The 19,050-nt window shown below is 44.8% G+C and carries 14 protein-coding genes; 5 read left to right on the top strand and 9 right to left on the bottom strand.

Annotation, left to right across the window (positions count from 1 at the left end; translation table 11 throughout):
* Positions 1–28 precede the first annotated feature (28 nt).
* The 5 genes from OCV12_RS09650 to OCV12_RS09630 form a co-directional block, all read right to left on the bottom strand.
* Positions 29–793 carry a transporter substrate-binding domain-containing protein gene (locus tag OCV12_RS09650; RefSeq protein ID WP_261884521.1) on the bottom strand — a complete coding sequence of 255 codons (765 nt, stop codon included), beginning with the start codon at positions 791–793 and terminating at the stop codon, positions 29–31.
* Between the two features lie 309 nt (positions 794–1,102).
* On the bottom strand, positions 1,103–2,869 hold the full coding sequence (locus tag OCV12_RS09645; RefSeq protein ID WP_048663527.1) for a sodium:solute symporter family protein: 1,767 nt from the start codon (positions 2,867–2,869) through the stop codon (positions 1,103–1,105).
* Between the two features lie 856 nt (positions 2,870–3,725).
* Positions 3,726–4,352, bottom strand: a complete 627-nt coding sequence (locus OCV12_RS09640; RefSeq protein ID WP_017069898.1) for a bifunctional 4-hydroxy-2-oxoglutarate aldolase/2-dehydro-3-deoxy-phosphogluconate aldolase — start codon at positions 4,350–4,352, stop codon at positions 3,726–3,728.
* 73 nt (positions 4,353–4,425) lie between these two features.
* Positions 4,426–5,358: a 2-dehydro-3-deoxygluconokinase gene (locus tag OCV12_RS09635; RefSeq protein ID WP_176681014.1), complete on the bottom strand. Its 933-nt coding sequence runs from the start codon at positions 5,356–5,358 to the stop codon at positions 4,426–4,428.
* 34 nt (positions 5,359–5,392) lie between these two features.
* Complete coding sequence (locus OCV12_RS09630) at positions 5,393–5,728, bottom strand: cupin domain-containing protein (RefSeq protein ID WP_009846518.1); 336 nt, start codon at positions 5,726–5,728, stop codon at positions 5,393–5,395.
* A gap of 332 nt (positions 5,729–6,060) precedes the next feature.
* Here OCV12_RS09630 and OCV12_RS09625 point away from each other — a divergent pair, with 332 nt between their 5' ends.
* The 3 genes from OCV12_RS09625 to OCV12_RS09615 all read left to right on the top strand — a co-directional run bounded on the left by OCV12_RS09625 (position 6,061) and on the right by OCV12_RS09615 (position 11,610).
* Positions 6,061–8,268 carry a heparinase II/III domain-containing protein gene (locus OCV12_RS09625; RefSeq protein ID WP_261884520.1) on the top strand — a complete coding sequence of 736 codons (2,208 nt, stop codon included), beginning with the start codon at positions 6,061–6,063 and terminating at the stop codon, positions 8,266–8,268.
* A gap of 2 nt (positions 8,269–8,270) precedes the next feature.
* Positions 8,271–10,424 carry a heparinase II/III domain-containing protein gene (locus OCV12_RS09620; protein ID WP_261884519.1) on the top strand — a complete coding sequence of 718 codons (2,154 nt, stop codon included), beginning with the start codon at positions 8,271–8,273 and terminating at the stop codon, positions 10,422–10,424.
* 355 nt (positions 10,425–10,779) lie between these two features.
* Positions 10,780–11,610 (top strand): fumarylacetoacetate hydrolase family protein, encoded by an 831-nt coding sequence (locus OCV12_RS09615; RefSeq protein WP_390904522.1) that lies wholly within the window; start codon positions 10,780–10,782, stop codon positions 11,608–11,610.
* 98 nt (positions 11,611–11,708) lie between these two features.
* On the opposite strand, the gene phnE (OCV12_RS09610) is transcribed toward OCV12_RS09615, so the two are convergent.
* The 4 genes from phnE (OCV12_RS09610) to phnD all read right to left on the bottom strand — a co-directional run bounded on the left by phnE (OCV12_RS09610) (position 11,709) and on the right by phnD (position 15,295).
* Positions 11,709–12,539: a phosphonate ABC transporter, permease protein PhnE gene (phnE, locus tag OCV12_RS09610; protein WP_261884518.1), complete on the bottom strand. Its 831-nt coding sequence runs from the start codon at positions 12,537–12,539 to the stop codon at positions 11,709–11,711.
* Positions 12,540–12,549: 10 nt separating this feature from the next.
* Complete coding sequence (phnE, locus tag OCV12_RS09605) at positions 12,550–13,383, bottom strand: phosphonate ABC transporter, permease protein PhnE (protein WP_261884517.1); 834 nt, start codon at positions 13,381–13,383, stop codon at positions 12,550–12,552.
* On the bottom strand, positions 13,380–14,198 hold the full coding sequence (gene phnC / locus OCV12_RS09600; RefSeq protein ID WP_123304921.1) for a phosphonate ABC transporter ATP-binding protein: 819 nt from the start codon (positions 14,196–14,198) through the stop codon (positions 13,380–13,382). Before phnC ends, phnE (OCV12_RS09605) begins: the two co-directional genes overlap by 4 nt.
* 140 nt (positions 14,199–14,338) lie before the next feature.
* Positions 14,339–15,295 (bottom strand): phosphate/phosphite/phosphonate ABC transporter substrate-binding protein, encoded by a 957-nt coding sequence (gene phnD / locus OCV12_RS09595; RefSeq protein WP_261884516.1) that lies wholly within the window; start codon positions 15,293–15,295, stop codon positions 14,339–14,341.
* Positions 15,296–15,560: 265 nt separating this feature from the next.
* Here phnD and OCV12_RS09590 point away from each other — a divergent pair, with 265 nt between their 5' ends.
* On the top strand, positions 15,561–16,280 hold the full coding sequence (locus OCV12_RS09590; protein WP_123302284.1) for a FadR/GntR family transcriptional regulator: 720 nt from the start codon (positions 15,561–15,563) through the stop codon (positions 16,278–16,280).
* Positions 16,281–17,085: 805 nt separating this feature from the next.
* On the top strand, positions 17,086–18,864 hold the full coding sequence (locus OCV12_RS09585) for a sodium:solute symporter family transporter (protein ID WP_239849192.1): 1,779 nt from the start codon (positions 17,086–17,088) through the stop codon (positions 18,862–18,864).
* The last annotated feature ends 186 nt before the right edge of the window (positions 18,865–19,050 follow it).

Below are 19,050 nucleotides of genomic sequence, written 5' to 3'. Positions count from 1 at the left end.
CCTATTTTTTATCTAGAACGATAGAAGATTATTTCAGAGAGTTGTGGATCAGAAACTCTTCTTCAACGCCTTTCAATTTCATCTCATCCATAATGAAGTTGACAGTGTTCAGCAAGCGCTGCTCACCTTTAGGAATCAAGTAACCGAATTGGCTGTTGGTGAACGGCGTTTCACAGCGTGTTGCTTCAAGGCGCTCATCTGTCACTTGATAGAACAGACCTTCAGGGGTTTCTGTCACCATGACATCTACTTTGCCTTCCGCAACGGCTTGCGGAACGTCTAGGTTGTTCTCGTAGCGTGTGAAGCTTGCGTTCTGCAAGTTAGCATCTGCAAACATTTCGTTAGTGCCGCCAATATTCACGCCTACACGAACCGAAGACAGATTTACTTTTTCAATGCTGTCGTACTGTTCTGCTTTACCTTTTGCAACTAAGAAACACTTACCAAAGGTCATGTATCCCTGAGTTTGTTCTGCGTTTAACTGACGCTGCATTTTGCGCGTAATACCACCCATCGCGATGTCGTATTTATCGCTGTCGAGGTCGGTCAATAGGTCTTTCCATGTGGTACTAACAATCTGTAATTCGACACCTAGCTGTTCTGCTATGTGCTGTGCGACATCGATGTCATAGCCAGAGTAGGTTTTACCGTCGAAGTAAGAGAAAGGCTTGTAGTCGCCTGTGGTGCCCACACGAAGGGTACCTGATTTTTGAATGTCTTCTAACTGGTCAGCTTGTGCGACACCAGAAAGTGCCAGAGCAATGGAAGCAAGTAATAGTGATGTTTTTTTCATTGTAATTATCGGTTGTGTTTGTCTAGTTGTTAAAAGTAACAGAAAGAAAAGCAGAAAGAGATCAAACCATTGGAAAGTTAAAAATAAAGTGGGATTTTAATTAATCGGGATAAAAATTTGCCTGAACGAGCCCTTGGACTGGCGAAATAGAAGGGGTTGGGGAAGGGGATAAGACTTATCAAAGTGTCAGGTAGGGTAAGAACGATAACTAAGTTGAGAGGCAAACAAAAAGCCCATGCTATCGAATAACATGGGCTTCATTATTGGTTTAACGTGTTAGCTGCTTTCTTTAGCTATTGAGCTATTGAGCTATTTAGCAACTGACTCGTTGTTCATCTTAGCCGGAGCCTTAGATGCGTTAACCAGTAGGATACCAACGGTTAGTACCATCGAACCACATAGTAGGAACAACAAGCGTCCTGTTGGTTCGTTTGGAATCAGAGCCATTGCTAGGATACCGAAACCAGCTGTGCTGATAAGCTTACCAAGCATTGAACGCTGTTTAGTATCTAGGTTTTGTTGCTCTTCACCTTCCGCTACTAGCGGCGTGTTCCAGTTAGTGAATAGTTGGTCAACTTCTTTCTCACGCTCTGGCGTTAGGCCTTTGTAGAAGCGAGAAGTCATGATGAAGTAACCACCAGTGAACACTACGTGAGCTGCTAGGCTTAGACCAACTTTCAAGTCGCTCCATTCACGGCCAGTAAGTGCTGTTTCTAGACCAAATAGGTTCTCGATGTCTTCTGCCTGTAGAGAGATACCGAAGATGTAAGAAACGAAACCACCAACCACTAGAGTAGACCAACCAGCCCAGTCAGGAGTCTTACGAATCCACATACCTAGTAGTACAGGGATAAGCATTGGGAAGCCAATCAACGCACCTACGTTCATCACGATATCGAACAAGCTTAAGTGACGTAGAGAGTTAATGAATAGACCAATCGCGATGATGATAACACCCATCATGATAGTCGTTAGCTTACTTACAATAACCAGCTCTTTCTGAGTCGCGTTTTGACGAAGAATTGGGCTGTAGAAGTTCATTACAAAGATACCAGCGTTACGGTTCAAACCTGAATCCATAGAAGACATCGTTGCAGCGAACATTGCTGACATAAGAAGACCAACCATACCTGCTGGCATTACGTTCTGTACGAATGCTAGGTAAGCAGCATCACCGGCTTTGTCGCCCATTGATGTGTATTGCTCAGCAAACTCAGGCATGAATGCACTTACGTACCAAGGTGGTAGGAACCAGATTAGTGGACCAACAACCATAAGGATACATGCTAGGCCTGCCGCTTTACGTGCGTTTTCACTGTCTTTCGCACATAGGTAACGGTAAGCGTTGATGCTGTTGTTCATTACACCGAACTGCTTCACGAAGATGAACACAACCCAAAGGATGAAGATGCTCATGTAGTTTAGGTTGTTACCTAACATGAAGTCGCCGTCGAAGTTAGCAACGATGTTAGTTAAGCCACCACCGTGGAAGTAAGCTGCAACCGCACAAGTAATTGTCACGGCCATGATTACAAGCATTTGCATGAAATCAGAAGCAACAACCGCCCAAGAGCCGCCCGTTACTGCCATCAATACTAGAACCATACCCGTTACCACAATGGTTGCTTCCATTGGGATGTTGAATACAGCTGCTACGAAGATAGCTAGACCGTTTAGCCAAATACCTGCAGAGATAAGGCTGTCAGGCATACCTGCCCATGTGAAGAACTGTTCAGACGTTTTACCAAAGCGCTGACGAATAGCTTCGATCGCCGTTACCACACGAAGTTGGCGGAACTTTGGAGCGAAGTACATATAGTTCATGAAGTAGCCAAATGCGTTGGCTAAGAATAGGATTACAATAACGAAACCGTCATTGAACGCGCGTCCTGCGGCACCTGTAAACGTCCATGCTGAAAACTGTGTCATGAAGGCTGTTGCACCAACCATCCACCACAACATTTTGCCGCCCCCTCTGAAGTAATCACTAGTCGACGTGGTGAACTTACGGAACATCCAACCAATAGCGATTAAAAAGAAGAAGTAGGCGAGAACAACAAAAGTATCAATAGTCATCTTTTCAGCCTTTTAAATATCATAATTAACTGGGCTTAGATTAACGCGTCCAAAGGTTTATTTGTACTACAATATGCCTTTAGTATGATCCAGGTCGCATTGATTTTTACTTGCTTACGTTGCGCTTGTTTAACTTGTTGTTTTTAAATGATTAAATTGTTCGGCTAATTTGTTTTAGATTCAAAATAAATTGGAGCGCAAATGTTTATATGTATTACAATATAAGCAACAAGCTTTCAGTTTGCCTTATTTATAAGATTTTAATTATAACCGTAACAAATACGCTACAACTGGGCGTGGTTTACGATGGAATTCACGTTAAATTTCAATACTCAATCGCTAAGTCATGTTTGCGACTTTTAAGTATAGCTTATTGTTTTTAAGCCTTTATTTCTGTTTCACGTTTCCCATTTCTTTTTGATTTGACGACGTCTTTAGCGTTTGGACTCTTAGCTTGGCTAATGGGTGGAAATAAGAGTGGGAAGCCGCGCTATCTATAAATAGCTTCAGGTTTAGGCGTTGTGTCTCTTGATGGCGGTTTCTATGATGCTGGATTCTATTGAGAAGACTTCTCTGAGGATAGCTTTCTAAGCACAGCGACAGCTCTGTGAAGCGTTGAGATAGCATGCTACGCAATATTATCGAGTAGTGTGAAGTGGGTGGATGACTTGATTAACAGGAAGGTATTGGAGAGATCTTAATTGGGCATAAACGTCTGGTAGATCAGGAGGATAACCCTAAGTTGCTAAGTCCTCCAAACTTCCGGATATCGATAACAGCAAATACTGAATCCGCGGAACCTTAGAAAACAAAAAGCCTCACCGAGGTGAGGCTTTATCACTAAATCTGAAACAGATTAAGCGTTAACGTGATCAACTGCGTCACGAACAAGTTTGCCTAGCTCGTCCCACTTACCTTCGTCGATAAGGTTAGTTGGAACCATCCAAGTACCGCCACACGCAAGTACAGAAGGGATAGATAGGTATTCGTCTACATTCTTCAAGCTCACACCACCAGTAGGCATGAATTTAACAGGGTAAACCGCTGTTAGTGCTTTAAGCATACCAGTACCGCCAGAAGGCTCAGCAGGGAAGAACTTAAGCGTGCGAAGGCCCATTTCCATTGCTTGCTCAACTAGGCTTGGGTTGTTAACACCCGGTACGATTGCAACACCTTTGTCGATACAGTATTGAACCGTGCGAGGGTTGAAACCTGGGCTTACGATGAAATCAACACCCGCTTCGATAGATGCGTCAACTTGCTCGTTAGTCAGTACCGTACCTGAACCGATTAGCATGTCTGGGAATTCTTTACGCATGATGCGAATCGCTTCGATTGCACATTCTGTACGTAGTGTGATTTCTGCACATGGCATGCCGTTTTCAACCAGTGCTTTGCCTAGGGGGATAGCATCTTCAGCACGGTTGATAGCGATTACAGGGATTACTTTTAGGTTTGCTAGTTGTTCATTTAATGTAGTCATGAATTCTTTCTCACGTTAATAATGGGCCTGCTTTCAACTAAGCAAACCCTTGATTAATAGTTAAAGTGCGCAATTATAGAGACAAATCAGGCGTCGCTTCTAGAGGAATGATAGCACCTGGATGCTGAATCACAGTCCCTGCCACAATATGGCCAGCCAATGCCGCATCGCGCGCGTTTCCACCGCTCAAGCGTTTAGCTAAGAAGCCTGCACTGAACGAGTCGCCAGCGGCTGTTGTATCAACAATGTTGTCTACTGGGTTTGGTGCAACGTACTGAGCGCTTTGGCTTTCAACCACTAGGCAGTCTTTCGCGCCACGCTTAATGATGATTTCTTTCACACCAGACTCAGACGTACGTGCAATACACTGTTCAATGCTTTCGTCGCCGTACAACTCTTGCTCGTCATCGAACGTAAGTAGAGCTGTGTCGGTGTACTTAAGCATTTTCAAGTACCAAGAAATCGCTTCTTGTTGGCTTTCCCACAGTTTAGGACGGTAGTTATTGTCGAAGAATACTTGGCCGCCTTGAGCTTTGAATTTGTCTAAGAAGTTGAATAGCTGCGAGCGTCCATTTTCTGTCAAGATAGCAAGCGTAATACCACTTAGGTAAACCGCGTCAAAAGAGAATAGCTTATCAAGTAGAGCAGGAGTATCTTGCTGATCAAACATGAATTTTGCAGCAGCGTCACTACGCCAGTAGTGGAAGCTACGCTCACCAGTTTCATCGGTCTCGATGTAGTAAAGCCCTGGTTGTTTGTGATCAAGCTGAGCAATTAAGCTCGTGTCGATACCTTCTGCTTGCCACTTTTCCAACATGTCGACACTGAATGGGTCAGTACCTAACGCCGTTACATAGCTTGTTTGGATATCTTGCTCTTTTGTTAAGCGTGACAGGTAAAGTGCTGTATTCAGTGTATCGCCACCAAAACTCTGCTTAAGCCCGTCTTGTTTCTTTTGTAGCTCAACCATGCACTCGCCAATGACCGCGATGTTTAATGATTTCATATGCTTACCTTAGCAACTGAGGTTGCGCTATTCATTATTTTAGGAAATCTTCACGCGCAGGGTTGAAGATATCAAGAAGGATGCTGTCTTGCTCTAGAGCAACCGCACCGTGCATCATGTGTTTACGAGCAAAGTAAGCATCGCCTTCTTTAAGCACTTTCTTCTCGCCTTCGATTTCAGCTTCGAAGCTACCACGAACTACGTAACCGATTTGGTCGTGAATCTCATGAGTATGAGGGTGGCCAATCGCGCCTTTATCGAAACATAGGTGAACAGCCATAAGATCGTCAGTGTAAGCAACGATTTTACGCTTAATGCCGCCGCCAAGTTCTTCCCATGGGTTTTCATCTAGAATAAAGAAAGAGTTCATTGTGTATCTCCTAATCTGTTTAAATCTTTTAAGTGTTACTTAACTGTGTTCATCATAAGGGAATGACTTCAATTGTAATACAATATATCTAAAATTGTGTGATACCGATCAAGCGATACTTTATATAGCCTAAATAAATCAACAACTTAACAAATACCTGTTATTTGCCATTCGCTATCTACATCAATGACTTACAGTGATTTATGTGATTCTACTCATCATTTGGCACTGAATCGCTATAATTAAAGCTCATATTGTATTACTTTATATGGAGTTTGAAAATTTAATCAAAGTTTAAGCAGATAAACTCTTTATTGAGGGTGACAAAGAATATGACGACTAAACCAGTATTGTTGACTGAAGCTGAAATAGAGCAACTTCATCTTGAAGTAGGCCGTTCTAGCTTAATGGGCAAAACCATTGCAGCGAACGCGAAAGACCTAGAAGCGTTCATGCGTTTACCTATTGATGTTCCTGGTCACGGAGAAGCGGGTGGTTACGAACATAACCGCCACAAGCAAAACTACACGTACATGAACTTAGCTGGTCGCATGTTCTTGATCACTAAAGAGCAAAAGTACGCTGACTTTGTTACAGAACTACTAGAAGAATACGCAGACAAATACCTAACGTTTGATTTCCACGTACAGAAAAACACTAACCCTACAGGTCGTTTGTTCCACCAAATCTTGAACGAACACTGCTGGTTAATGTTCTCTAGCTTGGCTTACTCTTGTGTTGCTTCAACACTGACACAAGAGCAGCGTGACAACATTGAGTCTCGCATTTTCGAACCAATGCTAGAAATGTTCACAGTTAAATACGCACACGACTTCGACCGCATCCACAACCACGGTATTTGGGCTGTAGCCGCTGTGGGTATCTGTGGTCTTGCTCTTGGCAAGCGTGAGTACCTTGAAATGTCAGTCTACGGCATTGACCGTAACGACACTGGCGGCTTCTTAGCTCAAATCTCTCAACTGTTTGCACCTTCTGGCTACTACATGGAAGGTCCTTACTACCACCGTTACGCGATTCGCCCAACTTGTGTATTTGCGGAAGTGATTCACCGTCATATGCCTGAAGTGGATATCTACAACTACAAAGGTGGCGTGATTGGTAACACGGTGCAAGCGATGCTGGCGACAGCGTACCCGAACGGCGAATTCCCAGCTCTGAACGATGCATCTCGCACAATGGGCATCACAGACATGGGTGTTCAGGTGGCAGTGAGCGTTTACAGCAAACATTACTCATCTGAAAACTGCGTTGACCAAAACATTCTTGGTATGGCGAAGATTCAAGACGCAGTTTGGATGCACCCATGTGGTCTTGAGCTATCTAAAGCTTATGAAGCGGCGTCTGCTGAGCATGAAATCGGTATGCCTTTCTGGCCAAGTGTTGAATTGAACGAAGGCCCTGAAGGTCACAACGGCGCGCAAGGCTTTATCCGCATGCAGGATAAGAAAGGTGACGTTTCTCAGTTAGTGATGAACTACGGTCAACACGGCATGGGTCATGGCAACTTCGATACGCTGGGTATTTCTTTCTTCAACCGTGGTCAAGAAGTGTTACGTGAATACGGTTTCTGTCGTTGGGTTAATGTGGAGCCAAAATTTGGCGGCCGCTACCTAGATGAAAACAAATCTTACGCTCGTCAAACGATTGCTCACAACGCAGTAACGATTGATGAAAAATGCCAGAACAACTTTGACGTTGAACGTGCAGACGCAGTACACGGTTTACCTCACTTCTTCAAAGTCGAAGACGAGCAAATCAATGGTATGAGTGCGTTTGCTAACGATCACTACCAAGGTTTTGACATGCAACGCAGCGTGTTCATGCTAAATCTTGAAGAGTTGGAATCTCCGCTACTATTGGATCTTTACCGCTTAGATTCTGAGAATGGCGGTGAAGGCGAACACCAATACGACTACTCACACCAATATGCCGGTCAGATTGTTCGTACTAACTTTGAATACCAAGCAAACAAAGAGTTGAACACGCTGGGTAGTGATTTCGGTTACCAACACCTATGGAACGTAGCAAGCGGTGATGTGAATGGCACGGCACTTGTGAGCTGGCTACAAAACAACACCTACTACACATGGTTAGGTACGACGTCTAACGACAATGCTGAAGTTATCTTTACTCGCACTGGCGCGAATGACCCAAGCTTCAACCTACGTTCAGAGCCTGCATTCATTCTACGTAGCAAGGGCGATACAACACTGTTCGCTTCTGTCCTAGAAACGCACGGTTACTTCAACGAAGAGTTCGAGCAATCAGTCAATGCTCGCGGTGTTGTGAAAGACATCAAGGTTGTAGCGCATACAAATGTGGGTTCAGTCGTCGAAATCAGCACAGAGAAATCAAACGTGACAGTGATGATCAGCAACCAGCTTGGTGCGACTGACAAGACTGAACACAAGGTAGAGCTGAACGGCAAAGTATACAGCTGGACAGGCTTCTACTCAGTAGAGACAACGTTACAAGAAACAAATTCAGAAGAACTTAACACTGCAGAGCAGGGGAAATAATAATGAGCTATCAACCACTTTTACTTAACTTTGATGAAGCAGCAGAGCTTCGTAAAGAACTTGGCAAGGATAGCCTTTTAGGTAACGCATTAACTCGTGACATTAAACAAACTGACGCTTACATGGCTGAAGTTGGCATTGAAGTACCAGGTCACGGTGAAGGCGGCGGTTACGAGCACAACCGTCATAAGCAAAACTACATCCATATGGATCTAGCAGGTCGTTTATTCCTTATTACTGAGGAAACAAAGTACCGTGATTACATCGTTGATATGCTAACAGCGTACGCGACGGTATACCCAACATTGGAAAGCAACGTAAGCCGTGACACTAACCCTCCGGGTAAGCTGTTCCACCAAACGTTGAACGAGAACATGTGGATGCTTTACGCTTCTTGTGCGTACAGCTGCATTTACCACACTATCTCTGAAGAGCAGAAGCGCCTTATCGAAGACGATCTTCTTAAGCAAATGATCGAAATGTTCGTTGTTACTTACGCACACGACTTCGATATCGTACACAACCACGGCCTATGGGCAGTGGCTGCGGTAGGTATCTGTGGTTACGCGATCAACGATCAAGAATCTGTAGATAAAGCACTTTATGGCCTGAAATTGGACAAAGTAAGCGGCGGTTTCCTAGCGCAACTTGACCAGCTGTTCTCGCCAGACGGCTACTACATGGAAGGCCCTTACTACCACCGTTTCTCTCTGCGTCCAATCTACCTGTTCGCAGAAGCGATTGAACGTCGTCAACCAGAAATCGGTATTTACGAATTTAACGATTCAGTGATCAAGACAACGTCTTACTCTGTATTCAAAACTGCATTCCCAGACGGCACATTGCCTGCTCTAAATGATTCATCGAAGACGATCTCTATCAACGATGAAGGCGTGATCATGGCGACGTCTGTGTGTTACCACCGTTACGAGCAGACTGAAACTCTGCTTGGTATGGCTGATCACCAAAAAAATGTTTGGGTTCATGCTTCTGGTAAAACACTGTCTGACGCGGTTGATGCAGCAGACGACATCAAACCATTCAACTGGGGTAGCCTGTTTGTAACCGACGGCCCTGAAGGCGAAAAAGGCGGCGTAAGCATCCTGCGTCACCGTGATGAGCAAGACGACGACACAATGGCGTTGATCTGGTTTGGTCAGCACGGTTCAGACCACCAGTACCACTCTGCGTTAGACCATGGTCACTACGACGGCCTGCATCTAAGCGTATTCAACCGTGGCCACGAAGTGCTGCACGATTACGGCTTTGGTCGTTGGGTAAACGTTGAGCCTAAGTTTGGCGGTCGTTACATCCCAGAGAACAAGTCTTACTGTAAGCAGACGGTTGCTCACAACACAGTAACGGTTGATCAGAAAACGCAGAACAACTTCAATACAGCATTGGCTGAGTCTAAGTTTGGTCAGAAGCACTTCTTCGTAGCAGACGACCAGTCTCTACAAGGTATGAGCGGCACGATTTCTGATTACTACACTGGCGTAGATATGCAGCGCAGTGTGATTCTTGCTGATCTTCCTGAGTTCGAAAAGCCGTTAGTAATTGATGTTTACCGCATCGAAGCTGACGCTGAGCACCAGTACGACTTACCAGTTCACCACTCGGGTCAAATCATTCGTACTGACTTCGATTACAACATGGAAAAAACGCTTAAGCCATTAGGTGAAGACAACGGTTACCAACATCTTTGGAACGTTGCTTCAGGCAAAGTGAACGAAGAAGGTTCTCTAGTAAGCTGGCTACATGACAGCAGCTACTACAGCCTAGTAACCAGCGCTAATGCGGGCAGCGAAGTTATCTTTGCTCGCACTGGTGCTAACGATCCAGACTTCAACCTTAAGAGTGAGCCTGCGTTCATTCTACGTCAGTCTGGTCAAAACCATGTGTTTGCTTCTGTATTGGAAACACACGGTTACTTTAACGAGTCTATCGAAGCCTCTGTAGGCGCTCGTGGTCTGGTTAAATCAGTGTCTGTTGTTGGCCATAACAGTGTCGGGACTGTTGTGCGCATTCAAACGACATCTGGCAACACTTACCACTACGGTATTTCAAACCAAGCTGAAGACGCTCAGCAAGCTGCTCACACGGTTGAGTTTGCTGGTGAGACATACTCGTGGGAAGGATCATTTGCTCAACTGTAAATGATCAACACACATACCATTTAACGATGGTGTGTGCTGATATGGTGCTTTGCGGGAACGAAGCGCCATGTCATGTTCGGTTGTAAGGATGTTCACATCTAAGTAACTGAACGAAACTAAAGTCGATGACAAAGAATATCGGAAATAAGTCAAACCGAGTAACTCGTTGCGAGTTGCTCGGTTTTTTTATGTCTGCGATTTGACAGTTCTTTCTTACACGCGTACTGAAATTGACCGTGGGTAATTAGAGTTGCTCGAAGATAACAAGAGTGAGCCGAAGATAACTAGAATAAGTCGAAGATAACCAGAGTGGACTAGAATTTAGATTGGAGATTAATCGATAAGGGAATCAAGCATGAAGGGATTAATAGCGATATTGATGATTTCAAGCGCTGCTTATATCAATGCAGAAACCGTAGTTAAGAACAGCACCGAGGAATTTGTGCGCTATCAATACCAAGACAAAATCAGTTATGGGAAGTTAGTTAAAGGCGATGTGTTACCAATCAGTGGCGATATCTTCGGTGAGTATTCAGTCGCAAAAACCTCGATTCCTCTTGAGTCTGTCGAAGTATTATTGCCTACCAAGCCTGAAAAGGTGTTTGCGGTGGGCATGAACTTCGCCAGCCACTTAGCGTCACCTGCCGATGCGCAGCCCCCTATGTTTCTTAAGCTTCCTTCTTCTTTAACCCTCACAGGCGAACTGATTCAAGTGCCACCGAAGGCGAAGAACGTTCATTTTGAAGGAGAGCTGGTGGTTGTGATTGGTAAAGAGTTGAGCCGAGCCAGTGAAGAAGAAGCGGAACAAGCGATCTTTGGTGTCACTGTGGGTAACGACATTACAGAAAGAAGCTGGCAAGGCGCGGATTTACAATGGTTACGAGCGAAAGCATCCGACGGCTTTGGCCCAATTGGTAATACGATTGTTCGTGGTGTCGATTATAACAAGGTGCAACTGACCACTCGTGTCAACGGCGAGGTTGTGCAGCAAGAAAATACCTCGTTCATGATTCACAAGCCTCGAAAAGTCGTCAGCTATTTGAGCTACTATTTTACCCTCAAGCCAGGCGACCTTATTTTTATGGGCACACCGGGCAGAACGTTTGCTTTATCCGATAAAGACCAAGTAAGTGTCACCATTGAAGGAGTAGGGACTGTCGTCAATGAAGTACGGTTCTCAGAGTGAATTTACCTGTAAAGTCTTTACAAACGAAAAGCCTACTCACTGAGTAGGCTTTGATCTTATTGACTAGCTAACCAACTAGTTAACGTTGCTTTTATTATTTAGATGAGGGCTTTACGTGCTTTGGCTGCCAACCATTCTGAGAAGATAACCGTCACGAGAATCGCGCAGAAGATCACAGTCACTTGAGGCCATGCCAACATCGCCATCGACTCTTGCAGTTTCAAACCAATACCGCCTGCGCCGACCAAGCCTAATACTGTAGATTCACGAATGTTGATGTCCCAACGGAACAGGCTCGTGCCGATAAAACTTGGCATTACTTGAGGAAGAATGCCGTAGTTCAACACTTGCAGTGGAGATGCGCCCGTCGACTGAATCGCCGACATTTGCGTTGCGTTCACTTCTTCAATTGCTTCGTACATCAATTTAGCCACGAAACCAATCGAACGTAGCGCAATCGCGATAATACCTGCCAACAAACCTGGGCCGATGATCGCCACCAAAAGTAGCGCCCAAATTAACGAGTTAATTGAGCGACTTGCCGCGATGATGAACAGCGCAATAGGTCTGATAAACGTCATGCTTGGTGTCGTGTTACGTGCCGCTAAGAACGCAACCGGAAACGCCAGTACGATCCCCAACAATGTGCCAAGTGTTGCGATGTTAATGGTGTCCCACAACGGGCTCCAAAGAGACTCTAAGTAGCTCCATCTTGGTGGCCACATACGTGAAGAGATATCAGCGAGTTGATTCGGTGAGTCAGTGACAAAGTACCAAATCGTATCCTTGTTCATGACTTGCCATGCAAAAACGGTCAAAGCAACAAAGCAAAGCCAGCCAATCCAGAGCATTAGGCTCTGTTTACTATCGTAACGCTGCCATTGGGTACGATTTATAGCGCTTGAAGGTGTGTCATTTAGCGTGCTCATTAGTCGTTCCTTACTGCACATGCTTGCGGATGATGGTAGATAGGTATTCACACAGCATCACGATCACGATAATAATCAATAGAATAGCGGCTGCGGCGCTGTACTCGTAGCGGTCCATTGCTGTATTCAATGTTGCGCCGATACCACCTGCGCCAACAATGCCAATCACAGCAGACTCACGGAAGTTGATGTCGAGTCGGTACATCGAAAGGCCGATAAAGCGCGGCATAACCTGCGCTTGAATCGCATAGTTCACCTGTTGTAGCCAGCTTGCACCGGTTGCACGCATTGCAGTGAGTGGAGCTGGGTCAATGGCTTCAATCTCATCGGCAAACAGTTTCGCAAGAAAGCCGATGGTCGCGAAGGTTAGCGTGACAAAACCAGCAAAGGTACCAAAGCCAAACAGTGCGACACACAGAATCGCGACGATGATCTCTTGTAAGCTACGAGCGATTGAAATAAACGCACGACAGAATAGGTAAACAGGAGTCGGGGCAAGGTTTTTGGCTGCGCCTAATCCGAATGGGATCGAAAGAATGACACCTGCCACGGTTGATGTGAGTGTCATGGTTAAGCTCTCAATCAAACCTTGTGAGATGTTGTTCCAACGACCACCAAAATCTGGGTTCATGAACGCTAAAATGAACTGCCAACCGCGCTCGCTGCCTTCGTAAATTCGAGTCCAGTTTATGTGCACCGATTGAGTTGCAAGGTATAAGTACACCGCAACAATGATGATCAAACTCCAACGCAACCATGGGTTAGAAATCAGTGGCGGCTTGGTCCACTGTGTTGGATATTGCTGTGCTAAGCGCTGAGTTTGATTTGGATATGGTTGAGTCATATTGTTGCCTCAGACAAGCGAGGGTTCGTGATGATCAAATCATCTTCCTCTTCTTCTGCTTGTTGGCTCCAATCTTCTTCACCGTAGATCTGTGTCAGCACGTCTTCGGTGAGTAGGTTTGGCTTATCATCAAACACCACACAACCCGCATTCAGGCCGACAACGCGATCCACAAACTGTTTGGCTAACTGAACATCGTGGATATTGATGATGGCAGGGAGCTGTTGCTCTGAACAAATTTCGCTAATCAAGCGCATGATTTGGCGTGCAGTACGTGGATCAAGTGCCGCGGTTGGCTCATCAATCAACAGTAATTTTGGTTTCTGAGCAAGTGCGCGCGCAATACCAACACGTTGACGCTGACCACCCGACAGAGCATCGGCTCTCTTATTGGCGTGCTCTAACAATCCAACACGGTCGAGTAGGGCATAAGCGGCTTGGATATCTGACTCTGGGAAACGGCGAGTGAAGCTTTGCCAGAAATTCACATATCCTAAACGGCCTGAAAGCACGTTTTCCATTACCGTTAAACGCTCAATCAGTGCGTACTCTTGGAAGATCATCCCAATCTCACGGCGTGATTGTCTTAGTTGACGTTTAGAGAGCGTTTCAAGATTGGTATTGGAAAAGATAACTTCGCCGCTGGTGGGCTCGGTGAGTCGGTTAATACAACGAATAAGCGTTGATTTTCCGGCACCAGATGGGCCAATCAATCCAACAACCTCGCCGGCATTCACCGACAAGCTAACGTTGGTCAGGGCTTTATCAGAACTGGAGTAGTGCTTGGTAAGCCCTTTTAGGGTAAGAGTAGACATAGTATTCCTATAAGACCGGTGTACTAAGCGTTCGCCTGAGGCTGAAATGGGAAGTAAACCGCGGAGAGTGGTGAGTAACTGCAGGCACATGTACCTGCAGCTATCTTTATTGTGTGTTACGGGTTTCGCGTTTGAATCGGTTAGCTACAGGTGTAAGACACTTTGTTTGCTGTATCGATAGTACGAATTACTTCCCAGTGCTCTTGGTAAGTGATTGGAACAAATTTCGCTTCGCCGTTACGCTCAAACTCTTCTTGAAGCTTTGTGCCTTCCCAATCGAAAGTGAAGAAGGCTTTTTGAATCTTCTCTTGCAGCTCTGGCGTTAGGTTGTGTGCTGTGCCGTAAGCCGTTGTTGGGAAGGTTTGAGACTTGTAGATACTCTTGATTTGGTCTTCTTTCACAACTTCACGTGAAAGCATGCGGTTCAATACTGAGTTCGCTACCGCTGCTGCATCGTAGTCTTTGTGTGCAACACCTAAGATAGAGTTGTCGTGCGCACCAGAGAATGCAGGTTTGAAATCACGGTCAGGTTGAAGTTGGTATTCAGCATCTAGAATCGCAGAAGGTGCTTTAAAGCCAGAGTTAGAGGTTTGCGCTGTGAATGCTAGGTTCTTGCCTTTTAGGTCTTCTACTTTCTCAATGCCAGAACTTGGGTGCGTGATGATTTCCATTTCGTAACCGAAAGAGCCATCTTCCGCTGCCATCATGGTAAATGGTGCGAAGCCTGCACAGTTAACCGCTAGTGGTGTAGAACCTGTGTTGAAACCCGCGATATGAAGACGACCTGAACGCATTGCTTCGATTTGAGCCGCGTTATTTTGAACAGGGAAGAAACGAACCGTCTTTTCCGTTGTTTTTTCAAGGTGGCTCAAAAACTCGCTCCACACATCAGCGTATACTGCTGGGTCTTCAACTGGCGTATAAGCAAAAATTAGCGTGTTTGGATCCACCCATTGTGATTCATCTTGAGGAACATCGGCGACCAAGTTGCCAGAGCGATCTTCGTATCGTGTATCCATTGCTAATGCAGAACCAGAAAAAATCAGCGCAGCCGTAATAGCGCTTTTAAGCGTGAGATTCGTTTTTGTCGGTTTCATTATTTCAGTCCAATTGAGTGATTTGTTGGGAGGGAGTATAGAAATCGAGGATGACAAAACCGATGCGTTTTGATGACGGATTTATGAATGGTGTAACATAATGTTTCTGGCTGGGTAAGGTTAGACACTTTGTAAGTGTTTGATTAGTTGAGCAAATTAGTGGGTTGTTATTCGTTGCCATTTTACTCAATTGGCGATAGGTTGAAATACTGTTATAGTGATCCTTAAATAATACATAAACATAACATATAAAATAAGTGAACTTATGGTTAGCACTTTTAATTCAATTTCGGGCTCGAAGCGCAGCCTGCACGTGCAAGTAGCGCGTGAAATCGCTCGTGGAATCTTGTCTGGTGAACTTCCACAAGGTTCTATTATTCCTGGTGAAATGGCGTTGTGTGAACAGTTTGGTATCAGCCGAACGGCACTTCGCGAAGCTGTTAAACTACTGACTTCTAAAGGTCTGTTAGAGTCCCGCCCGAAAATCGGTACTCGTGTAGTGGATCGCGCATACTGGAACTTTCTTGATCCTCAACTGATTGAATGGATGGATGGTCTAACCGACATAGACCAATTCTGTTCTCAGTTTTTGGGCCTTCGCCGTGCGATTGAGCCAGAAGCGTGTGCACTAGCAGCAAGATTTGCAACGGCAGAGCAACGTATCGAGCTTTCAGAGATCTTCCAAAAGATGGTCGAAGTGGATGCTGCTGAAGTGTTTGACCAAGAAAGTTGGACAAACATAGATATTCGTTTCCACAGCTTGATCTTCAATGCGACTGGCAACGATTTCTACCTGCCGTTTGGTAACATCCTGACGACCATGTTCATGAACTTTATCGTGCACTCTTCAGAAGAGGGCAGCACATGTATCAATGAACACCGCAGAATCTATGAAGCGATTATGGCTGGCGACAGTGAAAAAGCACGTACAATGTCAGCTGCGCACCTGCAAGATGCTAACCACCGCTTAGCAACCGCAAGCTAAACACGGTTTTCAGCTTCATTTGAATCACTTACGAGTTCAAATGCACTGTTTATAGTTCTAGTTAACTCTTGATGAGCCTAGACAAAGCTTAAAAAAGGTATGCCACGTGCATGCCTTTTTTGTTTCTAGGGCTCGTGTTGCACCATGTGTAGCACTGTTTTGGTTCACTCCCATCGACCAGTTTCTTGGTTGAATTTTTACCTTCTTACCTCCTTAAATAACCCCTAGCTTTTGTCTTTTTCCGCGCCTCAATTTAGAAGAAATTACGCCGGAAATGCATTCCACTACATGCTACAAGTTCACCAAAATAATTATGCGCCAGCTGTGATTTTTCATCTCACTATATTTTGAAATAACTAAGGTCATAACCGGAATTTTGGCTTCTCTATTTCTATATTTAGGTTGAATTCTAATGAAATTGAGCGCTCTCGATGAGCGAAAATCAATGGTTTATTGTGTGATAAATGTCGGCGATTTGGTGGGTTGTTGGATTTTGTTATTTTTAAAGATTTTATATTTATATGTGTTTGGTTGTATTTGTTATTAAGTGTGTAAAGTCTTGTTTTATTTTAAGTTGTTGATTTTGATGGTATTTGTTGGTTGGCAAGCAAAGTTGGTGCTTCGTTATCCCAAACCGCAGTTATTTCCTTGATGAATTAGCCATATTCCATCCTATGTCATATATATAATTAACTTAATCAATCAAAATAAGATCACCATCACTTATTTGGATTATTGTACTACAAATGAAGTTTCAGGTTTCCTATAGTGCTCGTAACAAATTACAACGGACAAAGGATACACGATGGAACTCAACACGATTATTGTCGGCATTTATTTCCTATTCTTGATCGCGATAGGTTGGATGTTTAGAACATTTACAAGTACCACCAGTGACTACTTCCGCGGGGGCGGTAACATGTTGTGGTGGATGGTTGGTGCAACCGCCTTTATGACCCAGTTTAGTGCATGGACATTCACCGGTGCGGCAGGTAAAGCGTATAACGATGGTTTTGCAGTCGCGGTCATCTTCGTAGCCAACGCATTTGGTTACTTCATGAACTTCGCATACTTCGCTCCTAAATTCCGCCAGCTACGTGTAGTAACGGTAATCGAAGCTATCCGTATGCGTTTCGGCGCAACGAACGAGCAAGTATTCACTTGGTCTTCAATGCCGAACAGTGTTGTTTCTGCGGGTGTTTGGTTAAACGCACTGGCAATCATCGCTTCTGGTATCTTCGGCTTCGACATGACAGCGACTATCTGGATTACTGGCTTGGTTGTATTGGCGATGTCAGTAACAGGTGGTTCATGGGCGGTAATCGCATCTGACTTCATGCAGATGGTTATCATCATGGCGGTAACCGTGACTTGTGCTGTTGTTGCGGTTGTTCAAGGCGGTGGTGTTGGTGAAATCGTAAATAACTTCCCAGTAGCGGAAGGCGGTTCTTTCCTTTCTGGTAACAACATTAACTACCTAAGCATCTTCAGTATTTGGGCATTCTTCATCTTCGTTAAGCAGTTCTCTATTACTAACAACATGCTTAACTCTTACCGTTACCTTGCGGCTAAAGACTCAAAGAACGCGAAGAAAGCAGCACTACTAGCATGTGTGCTAATGCTTTGTGGTGTATTCATCTGGTTCATGCCTTCTTGGTACATTGCAGGTCAAGGTGTAGACCTAGCAGCAGCTTACCCAGATGCAGGTAAGAAAGCCGGTGACTTTGCATACCTATACTTTGTACAAGAATACATGCCAGCAGGTATGGTTGGCCTTCTTGTTGCTGCTATGTTTGCCGCGACAATGTCTTCAATGGATTCTGGTCTAAACCGTAACTCAGGTATTTTCGTTAAGAACTTCTACGAACCAATCGTTCGTAAAGGCAACGCTACTGAGAAAGAGCTAGTAACGGTTTCTAAGATTACTTCTGCCGTGTTTGGTATCGCTATCATCCTTATCGCACAGTTCATCAACTCGCTTAAAGGTTTGAGCTTGTTCGATACAATGATGTATGTGGGCGCACTGATCGGCTTCCCAATGACAATTCCAGCATTCCTTGGCTTCTTCATTAAGAAGACACCAGACTGGGCAGGTTGGGGTACGCTAGTTGTTGGTGGTTTCGTTTCTTACTACGTAGGTTTCGTTGTTAATGCTGAAATGGTGTCGTCAGTCTTCGGTCTAGAAGAGCTAACAAGCCGTGAATGGTCTGATGTTAAGGTTGCTATCGGTCTAATCGGTCACATTACACTGACAGGTGGTTTCTTCATCCTATCTACTCTGTTCTACAAGCCATTAACTGAGAAGCGTCAGGCTGACGTTGATAAGTTCTTCGGTAACCTAGCAACGCCACTTGTTGCTGAGTCAGCGGAACAGAAGAAACTAGACAACAAACAACGTGAGATGCTTGGTAAACTTATCGCAGTTGCGGGTGTTGGTATCATGCTAATGGCTCTACTAACTAACCCAATGTGGGGACGCCTAGTCTTCATCCTATGTGGTGTGATAGTTGGCGGTGTTGGTATGCTGCTAGTTAAAGCTGTCGATGATGGCGGCAAGCAAGCGAAAGCGGTCGCTGAAAGCTAATACATAAAAAACATTTAATAGAATGCGATGCTCGAGAGAGCATCGCATTTTTTTTGCTTTGCAAAGTTGGAAAATCAGTTAGGTCAGGAAGTCTGAATCTCGCTCGCTTAGGGGAGGGCATTGGCGATTTGATGCGAGTATCTACATGGATTGGGTTCGAGCAGGATAACAGGGAGCACTTGCTCT

This window comes from Vibrio pomeroyi (assembly GCF_024347595.1).
Lineage (GTDB): Bacteria > Pseudomonadota > Gammaproteobacteria > Enterobacterales > Vibrionaceae > Vibrio > Vibrio pomeroyi.
This window is presented reverse-complemented; position numbering and strand designations above follow the sequence as displayed.

Coding starts and splice junctions, on each gene's coding strand:
- OCV12_RS09650 (WP_261884521.1), bottom strand. CDS start 793: ATGAAAAAAACATCACTATTACTTGCTTCCATTGCTCTGGCACTTTCT.
- OCV12_RS09645 (WP_048663527.1), bottom strand. CDS start 2,869: ATGACTATTGATACTTTTGTTGTTCTCGCCTACTTCTTCTTTTTAATC.
- OCV12_RS09640 (WP_017069898.1), bottom strand. CDS start 4,352: ATGACTACATTAAATGAACAACTAGCAAACCTAAAAGTAATCCCTGTA.
- OCV12_RS09635 (WP_176681014.1), bottom strand. CDS start 5,358: ATGAAATCATTAAACATCGCGGTCATTGGCGAGTGCATGGTTGAGCTA.
- OCV12_RS09630 (WP_009846518.1), bottom strand. CDS start 5,728: ATGAACTCTTTCTTTATTCTAGATGAAAACCCATGGGAAGAACTTGGC.
- OCV12_RS09625 (WP_261884520.1), top strand. CDS start 6,061: ATGACGACTAAACCAGTATTGTTGACTGAAGCTGAAATAGAGCAACTT.
- OCV12_RS09620 (WP_261884519.1), top strand. CDS start 8,271: ATGAGCTATCAACCACTTTTACTTAACTTTGATGAAGCAGCAGAGCTT.
- OCV12_RS09615 (WP_390904522.1), top strand. CDS start 10,780: ATGAAGGGATTAATAGCGATATTGATGATTTCAAGCGCTGCTTATATC.
- phnE (WP_261884518.1), bottom strand. CDS start 12,539: ATGAGCACGCTAAATGACACACCTTCAAGCGCTATAAATCGTACCCAA.
- phnE (WP_261884517.1), bottom strand. CDS start 13,383: ATGACTCAACCATATCCAAATCAAACTCAGCGCTTAGCACAGCAATAT.
- phnC (WP_123304921.1), bottom strand. CDS start 14,198: ATGTCTACTCTTACCCTAAAAGGGCTTACCAAGCACTACTCCAGTTCT.
- phnD (WP_261884516.1), bottom strand. CDS start 15,295: ATGAAACCGACAAAAACGAATCTCACGCTTAAAAGCGCTATTACGGCT.
- OCV12_RS09590 (WP_123302284.1), top strand. CDS start 15,561: ATGGTTAGCACTTTTAATTCAATTTCGGGCTCGAAGCGCAGCCTGCAC.
- OCV12_RS09585 (WP_239849192.1), top strand. CDS start 17,086: ATGGAACTCAACACGATTATTGTCGGCATTTATTTCCTATTCTTGATC.